At 44.3% G+C, this 13,065-nt stretch carries 12 protein-coding genes; 9 read left to right on the top strand and 3 right to left on the bottom strand.

Annotation, left to right across the window (positions count from 1 at the left end; all coding sequences use genetic code 11):
* Window positions 1-124 precede the first annotated feature (124 nt).
* Window positions 125-2,449: an HAD-IC family P-type ATPase gene (locus IGI77_RS14840; protein ID WP_061053300.1), complete on the bottom strand. Its 2,325-nt coding sequence runs from the start codon at window positions 2,447-2,449 to the stop codon at window positions 125-127.
* A 259-nt stretch (window positions 2,450-2,708) separates the two neighbouring features.
* On the opposite strand from IGI77_RS14840, the gene queG reads away from it, so the two are divergent.
* Window positions 2,709-3,884, top strand: a complete 1,176-nt coding sequence (queG, locus tag IGI77_RS14835; protein ID WP_005228165.1) for a tRNA epoxyqueuosine(34) reductase QueG — start codon at window positions 2,709-2,711, stop codon at window positions 3,882-3,884.
* A 39-nt stretch (window positions 3,885-3,923) separates the two neighbouring features.
* Here queG and IGI77_RS14830 read toward each other — a convergent pair whose 3' ends face one another.
* On the bottom strand, window positions 3,924-4,280 hold the full coding sequence (locus tag IGI77_RS14830) for a hypothetical protein (RefSeq protein WP_005228172.1): 357 nt from the start codon (window positions 4,278-4,280) through the stop codon (window positions 3,924-3,926).
* A 165-nt stretch (window positions 4,281-4,445) separates the two neighbouring features.
* Here IGI77_RS14830 and IGI77_RS14825 point away from each other — a divergent pair, with 165 nt between their 5' ends.
* The 6 genes from IGI77_RS14825 to IGI77_RS14800 all read left to right on the top strand — a co-directional run bounded on the left by IGI77_RS14825 (window position 4,446) and on the right by IGI77_RS14800 (window position 9,850).
* Window positions 4,446-5,321, top strand: coding sequence for an SPFH domain-containing protein (locus tag IGI77_RS14825; protein ID WP_010750000.1), 876 nt, complete (start codon window positions 4,446-4,448; stop codon window positions 5,319-5,321).
* Between the two features lie 3 nt (window positions 5,322-5,324).
* Entirely contained in the window at window positions 5,325-5,822 is a 498-nt protein-coding gene (locus tag IGI77_RS14820; RefSeq protein ID WP_438770279.1) for an LURP-one-related/scramblase family protein, read from the top strand.
* Between the two features lie 19 nt (window positions 5,823-5,841).
* Window positions 5,842-6,714, top strand: coding sequence for a fructokinase ScrK (scrK, locus tag IGI77_RS14815; protein WP_010749999.1), 873 nt, complete (start codon window positions 5,842-5,844; stop codon window positions 6,712-6,714).
* Between the two features lie 99 nt (window positions 6,715-6,813).
* A complete protein-coding gene (locus tag IGI77_RS14810) occupies window positions 6,814-7,563 on the top strand; it encodes an alpha/beta fold hydrolase (RefSeq protein ID WP_438770278.1) in 750 nt (249 codons plus the stop codon).
* 119 nt (window positions 7,564-7,682) lie between these two features.
* Complete coding sequence (trhO, locus tag IGI77_RS14805; RefSeq protein WP_010749997.1) at window positions 7,683-8,645, top strand: oxygen-dependent tRNA uridine(34) hydroxylase TrhO; 963 nt, start codon at window positions 7,683-7,685, stop codon at window positions 8,643-8,645.
* Window positions 8,646-8,911: 266 nt separating this feature from the next.
* On the top strand, window positions 8,912-9,850 hold the full coding sequence (locus tag IGI77_RS14800) for a 2-dehydropantoate 2-reductase (protein WP_005228196.1): 939 nt from the start codon (window positions 8,912-8,914) through the stop codon (window positions 9,848-9,850).
* 111 nt (window positions 9,851-9,961) lie between these two features.
* On the opposite strand, the gene IGI77_RS14795 is transcribed toward IGI77_RS14800, so the two are convergent.
* Window positions 9,962-10,750: a PHP domain-containing protein gene (locus IGI77_RS14795; protein WP_438770277.1), complete on the bottom strand. Its 789-nt coding sequence runs from the start codon at window positions 10,748-10,750 to the stop codon at window positions 9,962-9,964.
* A gap of 132 nt (window positions 10,751-10,882) precedes the next feature.
* Between IGI77_RS14795 and IGI77_RS14790 the strand changes: the two genes are divergently transcribed.
* Window positions 10,883-11,749, top strand: a complete 867-nt coding sequence (locus IGI77_RS14790) for an AraC family transcriptional regulator (RefSeq protein ID WP_060791484.1) — start codon at window positions 10,883-10,885, stop codon at window positions 11,747-11,749.
* Window positions 11,750-11,983: 234 nt separating this feature from the next.
* Window positions 11,984-13,057: a Gfo/Idh/MocA family protein gene (locus IGI77_RS14785; RefSeq protein ID WP_005228203.1), complete on the top strand. Its 1,074-nt coding sequence runs from the start codon at window positions 11,984-11,986 to the stop codon at window positions 13,055-13,057.
* Window positions 13,058-13,065 lie beyond the last annotated feature (8 nt).

Here is a 13,065-nt window from a genome sequence, read left to right as displayed (position 1 = left end):
GAAACCGCCTACAGATTCAGTATACCAAATTTCTTTCTTCTTGTATGGTTGCACCTATGGAGAGGACAAAAAAACAGCATCGTCTTTCTGGACAAAGCAAGAAAGAGCGATGCTGCAAAATCAATTAGGATTGTTTAACGAGCACTTTGGCTGAAAAGCGCTTCGTTAGGAAAGAAAGCCCCACGTACAGGCAGATGTTCAATGCCATCATGCCAAGGAAGTAAGGCAAGGTTACGGCGGTCAAGAAACCGACTTCCAGCAATCCGTGGAAAAGCATTGCTGCGACATAGATCCCCACGGTAGTGGTAATCGCTAAGAACAATCGCAATGGATTTAATGGCAAGCAAGCGCGAATCACAGCGATACAGCTGATCCCGATCAACAAATAGTACAATAAGGTCGTCGTATCAAATTGCGACCAACCGTAGTCGGTTTGTAAAAAGCGGATCGCAAAGTAATTGACTAACACCAACAAGGCGTTTGGCAACGCATTGAGCAAGACCGTCGGCAAGTAGCGCCCCTTGATCGGTGCTTTGTTTTCTTCAAAGGAAAGGAAGAAAGAAGGATAGCCTTCAATTGCTAAGTCGATCAATGTGATTTGGATTGGCAAGAACGGAAAGGCGCTGGATGTCAGGATACAAACCAAAGAGAGCAAGAAGCTGTAAATCGTCTTGATAAAGAAGATCCCCGACGCTTTGGTGACGTTATTGACGACGCGGCGTCCTTCAAATAAAACATCTGGCAACGTAGTAAAGTCAGAATCCAATAAGACAAAGTTAGCGATTTGACGAGCCGCACTGTCGCCAGCAGCCATCGCAATACTAACGTCGGCTTCCCGCAGCGCCAACACGTCATTGACGCCATCGCCCGTCATAGCAACGGTCCGTTGATTGGCTTTTAATTCTTGGACAAGCAGTTTCTTTTGTTCAGGGGTCACACGACCAAAGACCGTATAGCGTGTCGCAGCTTCTCGGACTTCTGCTTCGGTCGTTAAGGTAGAAAGATCGATGGCTTGATCGGCATTCGCAAGACCTGCACGATGGGCGATCGCTGCGACAGCTATTGGATTATCGCCAGAGATCACCTTTAGATCGATGCCTTGATCGGCTAAGTAAGCCAAGGTTTCTTCAGCGTTTTGGCGGATGATATCAGATAAAATCAAGACTGCCACCGCTTGTGCATTGCTTGGGTCAAAGGATGCTGGCGCTTTTGGATCGGTCTCTACAGCTAAAATCAACACCCGCAGACCTGCTTCTTGCGCTTCTTTGACTTGCGGCAAGGCAGCAGAGCCAGCGACTTTTTCAGGTGCGCCAAGATAGACATTTCCTAGATGTTCAAAAGCTACAGCACCCCATTTGCGCTGTGAAGAAAAGGCAGCGACTTCGATCGGCTGATGATCCGTTAGCTCAGGGCAGCCTTGACGCAATGCTTGCATCGTCAAATTGTTATCTGTGCTGGCTGCCAAATAATTCCCTAAGAGCATGTTAGGGTCGCTGTCGGCTTGGAGAGGAACGATCGATTCGAGAACCATATGGCCTTCCGTCAACGTCCCCGTCTTATCCAGACAAAGGGTATCGACATGCGCCAGGGTTTCAACGGCATACATGTCTTGGACCAAAATCCGTTTTTTGGCCAATTTAATGACACCTGTCGTCAAGGCGATACTGATCAGCAGGACAAGTCCTTTTGGTAACATTCCTAATAAGGCAGCGGCAGAAACGACGACGGATTCCTTGATCCCAGCATCTCGCATCATAAAGGCTTGGAAGAACAAAATCACCCCTAAAGGAACGATCACATAGCTAGTGAATTTGGACACACTACGGATCGAAGCAAGCAGCTCAGAGCGGATCGGTTTGTGGACCTTCGCCTCATTGCTTAGTTTCGCTGCGTAGTTTTCAGCACCGACATGAATGACTTTTCCTGTCACTTCACCGCTGACGATGAAACTTCCTGAGAGTAAGGAAGCACCTGCTTCTTTGACAACCAGATCGGCTTCACCAGTCAGCATCGCTTCATTGACTTCGACTAGTCCAGAAAGCACCGTCATATCAGCGGGGATTTGGTCCCCAGCACCAAGAATGACTGAGTCTTCTAAGACCAATTCTTTGGCTGAAATCTCATGGGTTTGACCATCTCGAATCACTCGTACCGTTTGCGGTGAAACAAGTGAGAGTTTTTTTACTAAATTACGTGCGTGCAATTCTTGGCTGATCCCAATGGTGATATTCACAAAAATAATCGCTAAGTAGAACATGTTGGAATAGGCGCCTACGGCAAATAAAAAAACGCCAATCAATAGGTTGAGAAAATTGAATAACGTCAGTAAATTGTCCTTGATGATCGCAGCAGTTGATTTACTGGTTTTGGTTTCATAATCATTGTGCAGCCCTTCTTGGGTTTTCTTGGCGACTTCTGCTGCAGTCAAGCCGGTGGGTAATTGAGTCATAAGCATCTCCATTTCATTTGTTCATTTCTTTCTGATTCCTTTATCTAGTCTAGCATTCGAAAAAGGCAATGCAATCGTTGCGAGGAAAATAGCGATAAAATTAATTAAAATCTTAAACAATCAACACGTGTTCTTTTAAAGAAAGAAAAAAACTGGGGGAACAAACCGCACCATCGACTTTTTTCTGGTGCTTACGTATAATAGGGGAAGAGAAAAAGCCGAGAAGCAGATGCTTAGCGGACAAAAGAGGGTAGCGAGTATGTCTTTAAAAGAAAAAATTATTGCAGAAAGCAAGCGGCTTGGCATCGACAAGATCGGGTTTGCTTCAGCGGAGCCGTTTTTAGCATTGGAGCCTTCCTTGCGGGAACAAAAAGCCAAAGGCCATACCTCTGGTTTTGAGCATCCCGTGATCGAAGAGCGGATCTATCCTGAACGGACATTTGAAAATCCGCAAACGATCATTGCGATCGCTTTAGCTTATCCGACAAAAATCAAAGAGAAAGTCCCGCGGGATGAAAAACGTGGGATGTTTGCCCGTGCCTCGTGGGGCATCGATTACCATGATATTTTGCGAGAACGGTTGGATCGCTTGATCGCCTTTATCAAAGAACAAGCGCAAACGATGGAAGAACAAGTTGAATGGCGTTTCGCACCGCAAGTCGATACAGGGGAATTGGTGGATGTGGCGGCAGCGCAGCGGGCGGGTCTTGGCTTTATCGGTCGTAATGGCTTGCTGATCACAGAAGAATTTGGTTCGTTTGTTTATCTCGGGGAGATCGTCACTAATATCTCTCTTGAACCAGATGAAGAAGTCCCGTTTGGTTGTGGGGATTGCATGCGTTGTGTGACGGCTTGCCCCACCAAAGCGTTATTGGGCGATGGTCGGATGAATGCCCAGCGCTGTTTGTCCTATCAAACCCAGACGAAGGGCATGATGCCAGAAGAGTACCGCAAAAAGATGCATAACGTGATTTACGGTTGCGATATTTGTCAGCTGGTCTGCCCTTATAATCGGGGGAAGGACTTCCATTTTCATCAAGAGATGGAGCCTGAAGTCGATACCGTTTATCCAAAACTGCAACCGATGCTGTCTTTATCAAACAAAGCCTTCAAAGAACAATTTGGCCATCTATCTGGCTCTTGGCGGGGGAAAAAACCGCTGCAGCGTAATGCCATCATCGCCTTAGCCAATGTGGGAGACCGCAGTGCCTTGCCAGCGATTTGGCGCTGTGCGACAGAAGACGTGCGCCCAGTGATTCGAGGAACGGCTTATTGGGCCATTGGTCAGTTGGGCGTCAAAGAACCAGAGATGTGGTTAGAGCGACTGCAACGGTGCGCAGAGTTAGAACCCGAAGAAGAAGCACAGCAAGAATTGCAGCCTGCTATCGAACGATTGCAAGCAGTCATTACCAAAAAGCAGGAAAAAGAGCTATAAAAAAAGCAAAACGTGCCCGTGGCCGTTTTGCTTTTTTGTTTAATCTAGTACGTCATCACTTTCAACGATTTCTTCTGAATCCAGTTCAAAATCAGGTGCTGGATGCACACGCTCAGGCAGCTCCATTTCTAACTCGCCTTCTTCGGTGTATTGGTTGTCGGTATCGGCAACGTCAACTAAAATTTCTTCAGGAAGCTCTTGTTCCAACCGATAGCCTTCTGCATGACGTGCATCGAGTAATTCCAAAAGATGTTGCCACTCGTCTTTCGAGATCACTACAACATCAATGCCATCTTTGTTTTGTACCTCTACAACAGAGGAAAGATCGGTGCCGACCGTTTTAATGATCGATTCCAACGACCATTTACTCGTTTCTAAGTCAATTTTTTGTGCCATAAGAATTACCCCTTTTTTGAGAAAAATTTTGTCCTACCTTAATTGTAACGGGAAAGTTGCAGAAAACAAAATAGCTTGATTGGGAATCGTCCCTGATATGCGCAAGAACATTTGCACAGCGGCTTTAACCAAGGTAAGATAAGAGCAAGAAGGGAAGGAATAAAAATGACAGAAAAACAGACATTTCATGTGAATGGGTATTTAGCACTGGTTGTGCTGATCGGGTTATTAGTTGGCGGCGGTTATTTGTTTTATCATGGGTTCGTAAATGAGAGCGTTCTCGAAATCGTTCTCAGTATTCTTTTATGGATCGTTTCGTTTCTTTTCCTTAGTTCGTTAACGATCGTACAGCCCAACCAAGCCAAAGCGATCCTCTTTTTTGGGCAATATTTAGGGACCATTAAAGACAACGGCTTGTTCGTGACAACCCCCTTAACCCAAAAAATCAATGTTTCATTGAAAGTCCGTAACTTTAACAGTTCGCTGTTGAAGGTCAATGATTCAGACGGAAACCCGATCGAGATCTCGGCGGTGGTGGTTTTTAAAGTCGTAGATACGGCGAAAGCATTGTTTGATGTCGATTATTACCAAGATTTCATTGAGATCCAAAGTGAAACAGCGATTCGTCATATTGCGACGCAATACCCGTATGACACGTTCAATGACGATGATCTGACGTTGCGAGGCAATACCAATGAAGTTTCTGAAGAACTGGCAAAAGAATTGCAAGAACGATTGGCTGTTGCTGGGGTCGAAGTCATAGAGACCCGCTTAAATCACCTCGCGTATGCGACTGAGATCGCTAGTGCGATGTTGCAGCGCCAACAAGCCAAAGCAATTTTATCAGCACGGCAAATCATTGTTGAAGGGGCCGTCTCCATGACACAAATGGCGTTAGAACAAATCGAAGACGGACAGGACATCAATTTCACAGATGACCGCAAAGTCCAACTGATCAATAATTTATTGGTATCGATCATTACCGATAAAGGCACGCAGCCGGTGATCAATACGGGCGATGTCAAAGAGAAAGGAGTGTAGCATTTGAAGAAACTTTACATCAAACAGAAGGTTTTCAGCATCGGTGAAAAATTTACCGTCACTGATGATTTACAAAACCCTCGCTATTATGTCGAAGGCAGTTTTTTTAAGATCCCGAAAAGTTTTACGATCTTCAATGAGCAGCAGCGACCGATCGCGGAGATCACCAAAAAAGTGTTCAGTTTATTACCGAAATTTTATGTGGAAGTCCACGGCCAAGAAGCGATCGTTTTAGAAAAACATTTCACATTTTTTAAAGCCCGCTATTCCATCAGTGCAGAAGGCATCGATGTGGATGGCAATTGGTGGGATATGGATTTTGTGGTCAACCGCAACGGCAAACGGATCGCAGAGATCCACAAAAAATGGATCTCTTGGGGCGATACCTATGAAGTTGTGATCTATGAAGAAGATCTAGATGACCTGATCATTGCATTAGTGGTAGCCATCGATCGCGTCAAAGCAGATGATGCCGCAGCGTCAAGTTCAGCAAGTAGTTAGAAAAAAAGGAGCGATGTGCATGTTATACGGTTCGATTGAAGCAGGCGGCACAAAATTTGTGTGCGCCATTGGCGATGAAGAAATGACAATCAAGGAAAGAGTGAGCTTTCCGACAACGACACCTGAGGAAACAATGCCTTTAGTCATTGGTTTCTTCAAACAATACCAAGCAGATTTAGCAGGGATTGGGATTGGCTCATTTGGGCCCATCGATATCCATCGCGATTCTGCCACTTATGGGTACATTACCTCGACCCCGAAATTGGCATGGCAAAATTTTGATTTCATCGGTACCATGAAAAAAGAATTTCCGATCCCGATTTCTTGGACAACAGATGTCAATGCGGCTGCCTATGGTGAGTATGTCTTCGGCAGTGGCAAAGGATTGAGTAGTGTCGTTTATTACACGATCGGTACAGGTGTTGGCGGCGGTGCCTTACAAGAAGGGCGCTTTATCGAAGGCTTTAGTCATCCAGAAATGGGGCATATGCTGGTCGTCCCTCATCCAAAAGATGACTTTGCTGGCAGCTGTCCATTTCATGGCAACTGTTTAGAAGGGATGGCTGCTGGACCCGCCATCGAAAAACGCTTAGGGAAAAAAGGTCAAGAGGTTGCAGAAGATGATCCTTATTGGGAAATCGAAGCCTCCTATATTGCTCAATGTGCCTACAATACAACCTTGATGTTTTCTCCAGATGTGATCATTTTTGGCGGTGGTGTGATGAAACAACGCCATATGCTGCAAAACGTCCACGACGCATTTGCAAAATTGGTCAATGGGTATGTCGAAACACCTGAGTTAAGCAAATATATCGTGACCCCAGCATTGGAAGACAACGCTGGAACGCTCGGTTGTTTGGCATTGGCTCGAGAAGCGGTCTTACATTCATAAATAAAAAAAAGATCATACTCTTCGGGTATGGTCTTTTTTTACAGCGTATCAGTGGCACTTTTGGCGACTTTTTGTATACTTAAGCTGAGGTGGAAAAGAATGAAATTAGCTGTTCGAAAAAGAAAAATCGGGAATATTCCGGTCTTAGAAGTCGTACCAGAAGAAATGATTTATGAGCCGCTGCCATTGATTATTTACTACCATGGCTGGCAGACGAGTAAAGAATTAGTGTTGACACAAGGCAGAAAGTTGGCTAGAGAAGGTTTCCGGGTGGTCTTGCCAGATGCAGCCAATCATGGGGAGCGCAAGACCCAACTATCGGAGATTCCTTCTCTAACTTTTTGGCAAAGTATCCAAACCAATCTATTTGAGTTTTCTTACTTAGTCGATTTTTTTGAAAACCTTGGTTTGGTCAACGGTCAGATCGCAGTTGGCGGAGTCTCCATGGGAGGGATGACCACGTGCGGTTTATTGTGCCAGCATCCAGAAATTACAGCGGCAGCTTGTATCATGGGTTCTCCTTCCATGTTGAAATACCGTGACCGCATCCAAATGCACGCTGGCGCTGCTGGGTTCTTTGTACCCGAGGATTATGGTCAGCTTTTAAGCTGGATGGATGCTTACGCCCTGTCTTCTCAACCAGAGAAATTAGGACAGCGTCCTCTTTTGTTTTGGCATGGTACCCAAGACGAGAAAATTCCTTATGGTGATGTGGAAGCCTTTGTGGCAGAAAATCCAGAAGCAAATTTGCAGTTTATCTCGCGAGAAGAACGCCATCTGGTACGTGGAGAAACGATGGATCAAGTCACAGCTTTTTTCGTGGCAGAGCTCAATAAAACCAATCAATAAAACCAATCAATGAAACTGTTTATAAAAGAAAAAGATTGTGTGAAAAGGTACAAGCATAAAACTCGTTTTTTGTCACGTGATAACCTATACTGTAGGGTGCAAAAAAAGGAGGAATTGGTTTGACATACCGCGTTTTATTATTTTATAAATACACAACGATTGAAGATCCGGAAAGCTTCGCCAAGGAGCATTTAGCATTTGGAAAAGAAATTGGCATCAAGGGCCGTATTTTAGTAGCCAATGAAGGGATCAATGGCACACTTTCTGGAACGGTTGAAGCAACGGATCGCTATATGGAAAAAATGGAAGCTGATCCCCGTTTTAAAGGGATTTTTTATAAGATCGACGAAGTAGAAGAACATGCGTTTAAAAAGCTATTCGTTCGTCCGCGTAAAGAATTGGTTTCATTGAACCTTGAAGACGACATCGATCCATTAGAAATGACTGGAAAATATTTAGATCCTAAAGCGTTCAAAGAAGCGTTGTTAGATGAAGATACCGTGGTGATCGATGCCCGTAACGATTATGAATATGATTTAGGCCATTTCCGAGGAGCCGTTCGTCCCGATATCCGCAGCTTCCGTGAGTTGCCGCAATGGATCATCGATAATAAAGAAAAATTCATGGATAAAAAAGTCGTTACTTATTGTACTGGTGGTATCCGTTGTGAAAAATTCTCAGGCTGGCTGCTGCGAGAAGGCTTTGAAGATGTGGCCCAACTCCATGGTGGTATCTTTGCTTATGGGAATGACCCAGAAGTTCAAGGTGAGCTTTGGGATGGGAAAATGTACGTCTTTGATGAACGCATCAGTGTGGAAATCAATCATGTAGATAAAAAAGTCATCGGCCGCGACTGGTTTGATGGGACACCTTGCGAGCGCTATGTAAACTGCGCCAACCCAGAATGCAATCGCCAATTCTTAACTTCTGAGGAAAATCAGGCTGCCCATTTAGGTGCCTGCAGCTATGATTGTGCCATCCACGAACACAACCGTTACGTGGAGCAACATGGGATCACAGAAGCAGAAAAAGCTGAACGGTTAAAAAACTTTGCAACAAAAAATGAAACAGTCACTGCATAAACCGACAACTGTTTCACAGGAAATGAAGAATTAAAAGAGTCGCACGTGAGTCCGAAAACTGGCTTAGCTCAGTCAGTTTTTCCACCTTCCGTGCGGCTTTTTTGAATGGACAGAGTTGGAAACGATTGTTTTTTAATTATCTGAAAAATCTAACTATTCCAATTGTTCTTTTTTCTTTCCTATCGAGAAAAAACGCAAGGCTCTCGCATATTTCACGATTTTAGAGTAAACTATACCTAATTGTGGAAGAGGAAAGAGGAATTCAGATGAAAATTGTTATTGCTGGTGCAGGTGCTATGGGCAGCCGTTTTGCTATTATGCTAAAAAGAGGCGGAAATGACGTCACGTTGATCGACGGCTGGCCTGCGCATATCGAAGCGATCCGTGAACACGGATTACGAGCAAACTTAAACGGTGAAGAGATCGCAGTCCCTTTTTCGATCTATTCGCAAAATGAGATCCCAACGACTGTACAAGCAGACTTGATCCTAGTCTTTACTAAAGCGATGCAACTGGATCAAATGATGCAAACGATCAAACCGATGATCGGAGAGCAAACGAAAGTCTTATGCTTATTAAACGGGATCGGTCATGAGGACACGATTGAAAAATATGTCAGCACGGATAAAATCTTTTTAGGAAATACCATTTGGACGGCGGACTTGATTGGTCCTGGTAATGTTCGCTTGTTTGGGGATGGTTCTGTAGAACTGCAAAACATCGAACCGGGGAAAGAAGAAGATGCCCGTCAATTGGCGGCAGTCTTGGCTGATGCTGGGTTGAATGCGTCTTATTCTGAGAACATCCGTTACTCCATCTATCGTAAAGCCTGTGTCAACGGCACCCTAAATGGCTTGTGTTCGATTTTAAATGTGAATATTGCCCAATTCGGACAAACCTCAACGGCGCGTGCGATGGTCCAAACGATCGTGGAAGAATTTGCGGCAGTTGCTGCCCATGAATCTGTTGAACTGGATGTATCCGAAGTAGTCCACCATATTGAAGAAACCTATGATCCAGAAGGCATCGGAATGCACTATCCATCCATGTATCAAGATTTGATCAATAATCATCGCAAAACCGAGATCGATTATATCAATGGCGCAATCTCGCGAAAAGGCCGCAAGTACCAAGTGCCAACGCCTTATTGTGACTTTTTGACTCAAATGATCCATGCTAAGGAAGATATTTTAGCAGCAGAATAACCTAAGTAAATCTATTCTAAACATGCAAAAACGGCGTATCCTTTTAGGGTTCGCCGTTTTTTTGTCCATTTATTGAAAATGTGTTGTTGTAGAGTGCATTCAAAGGTGACGCTATTGAGCAGGCAGATCCGCCATAAACCGTTCGCTACCTTGAAAGACCGCTAATTGATTGACACCAAAGGAACGCAATAGATCGCTCATCGCTGCAAAATCTAACCGATAGTCACTGGCTTTATGGGCATCAGAGCCGAGGGTGAACAATTTACCACCGACACTTTGATACAGCGGGATTGCATATTGATAAAGGTGGGCATTTTGATAGGGGCCAAAGCTCTTCGCGTTGATTTCCATCGCTAAGTCACGGGCAACGATTTTTTTGAAGATCGTCGTTAACTCTGTTTCAAAATGGGCGGCCAATTCCTCAGATGTAAATTGGAAACGACGCAAGCCATAATCAAAGTGGGTCACGATGTGCCCGTCAGAAAACGAGTCCAACACGTGGGCCATTTGGTCAAAGTATTGTTTGGCGACTGCAAATTTGTCCTTGTTCAACACGGCATCGTCCATATAATCAAAGGTACCGTTTTGATGGATACTGATCAATTTCAAGTCATAGGGATGGCTTTCAAGATAGCGCAAGATTTCTTGTTCTTGACCAGGCACGACACCAATCTCGATGCCTTTTAAGAGTTTCGTCGCTGTGGTCTCTTGCAGCTTCTGGTGGGTATTTACTAGTAATTCATAGTCAGGAATATCATCACGGAATCCCGAATAGGGGTTCTTCAAATCGAAATGATCTGTCGCAACGAAGTAGGCAGGCTGGTAAGCAAGATAATTCTCAAACTGTTCATCTGAATCAAAAGACAAAAATGTATGCAGATGTTGATCATAATAATTCATAAACAAGACTCCTTTTCTTGAATACGATACCACAAAAAAGCAGAAGAAACTATGATTGGCTGAGAAAAGGTTTTCTCTTGTACAAATTTTCGCTTATAATAAATAAGAATAGAGCGAAGGAGTCGGTCAGCCATGAGTATGTACCTTGAAATTCCTGAATTTGAAAGTGAATTTCGTTTTCGAACGTTTCTAAATGATGGTTTGACCATCGTTTACCCCCATGTGCATAAAGAAATCGAGATCATTTACGCTAAGCGCGGCACGGTCAATATTGGTGTTGACGATACGATCATTGAGTTGGAGGAAGGGGATCTGTATCTTTTTTCCAGCGGGCAACCCCACTATTTTCTAGCATCGCCTGAGAGTGAACGCTATGTCTATCAATTTGATATGAAGCTTTTTGAAGAGCCGTTGCTTCGAGAAAATGAAGTATCCTTGATGACACTCTTTGAAGAAGGGGAGCCCCACAGCAAAAATTGGCCAACGAGTTTTACGGAAAAAATAACAGGTCTCTTGATCGAGTTGTATCAGTTGGAAGAGGAAAATGTTGTTGGGAAGCGTTATTTGACTCTCGGGCTGCTTTACCAGTTGATTGGGGAGTGCTATCAAAGTTTGCCTAAGCGCAAACAAGCCGTCAATCCGCTAAAACGAACGGCCGCACAATACAAAGAAACCTTGCAGCGTCTGAATGATGTCTTTGAGTACATCGAATCTCATTACCAAGAAGTCTTGACGATGGAGGACACCGCAAGACATGTAGGGTTTAGTCCCCATTATTTCACGCGTTTCTTTAAAACCAATACTGGCAAGACCTTCATGCAGTTTTTGACGGAATACCGCATCAATCAAGCCAAATTTATCTTGGCCAATGAAAAGATCCCCATGGCAGAAGTCGCTGAAAAAGCAGGTTTTGCCAGTGTCAAAACATTTCACCATGTCTTTAAGGAAGCCGTTGGTCAATCACCGTTGCAGTACCAGAAACAACTGAATCAAAATTGATAGAAACAGCCGATGAGCCTTTGCTTGTCGACTGTTTTTTTGTCAATTTGGCACTATTTTTTTCTCGATAGTGTTTTTTTAAGCGCTTTGCATAAATTGTGGAGTGGTTCTTTTTGTTAAAGTTTCATAAGATAATTTTCGGGAATTTTTTCAATGGAAACTGGGAAGAACTGCTTTCGATGTTTCGCTATAATGAGGGGGTAGAAAATAATAAGCGTTTTCAGGAGGAAAGATATGACAGTTAAAGTTGGAATCATTGGGTGCGGTGGGATCGCAAACGGCAAGCACATGCCTGCCTTGTCTCAAGTAGAAGAAGTAGAAATGGTTGCCTTTTGTGATCTGCTGGTTGAACGTGCAGTTGAAGCGAAATCAGCATTTGGGACCGAAGATGCCCAAGTATTCAGCGATTATCAAGAAATGTTGGCACAAGCTGATCTAGATGTGATCCATGTGTGTACACCAAACGCCTCACATGCTGAGTTGACGATTGCCGCACTAGAAGCGGATTGTCATGTCATGTGTGAAAAACCAATGGCAAAAACAGCGGCAGAAGCCAAAGCAATGATCGAAGCAGCTAACCGAACAGGGAAAAAACTCACGATCGGCTACCAAAACCGTTTTAGAAAAGATTCTCGTTATCTTCATGAAGTGTGCGCCGAAGGACAATTAGGAAACATTTATTTTGGGAAAGCTCATGCGATCCGTCGTCGGGCCGTGCCAACTTGGGGTGTTTTCCTTGATGAAGAAGCGCAAGGCGGCGGTCCGTTGATCGATATCGGTACCCACGCATTGGATCTGACCTTATGGATGATGAACAATTACAAACCAAAATTTGTTGTCGGAAAAGCGTATCATGAGTTGTCGCAAACCAAAAATGCCGCAAATGCTTGGGGCCCTTGGGATCCAGAGAAATTCTCAGTAGAAGATTCGGCCTTTGGTTTTGTGGTCATGGAAGATGGCGCAACGATTTTCTTAGAAGCTAGCTGGGCGCTCAACAGCTTGGATGTGAAAGAAGCCAAAACGACACTGATGGGCAGCAAAGCGGGTGCGGATATGAACAACGGTTTGACCATCAACGGAGAAGACCACAGCTTGCTGTATGAAAAAAATATCGAACTTGAAACAGGCGGCGTTGATTTTTATGAAGGAAACGGCGAAACGCCAGAAATTTTAGAAGCACAATCGTGGATCCATGCGATCATCAACGATACCGAACCAGTGGTCAAACCTGAAGAAGCAATGGTCGTGACGGAGATTTTAGAAGCGATCTACAAATCATCGCAAACCGGTGAGCCAGTCTACCTATAAGAACTGCT

It is taken from the genome of Enterococcus sp. DIV0213h, assembly GCF_051711285.1.
Lineage (GTDB): Bacteria > Bacillota > Bacilli > Lactobacillales > Enterococcaceae > Enterococcus_D > Enterococcus_D casseliflavus.
This window is presented reverse-complemented; position numbering and strand designations above follow the sequence as displayed.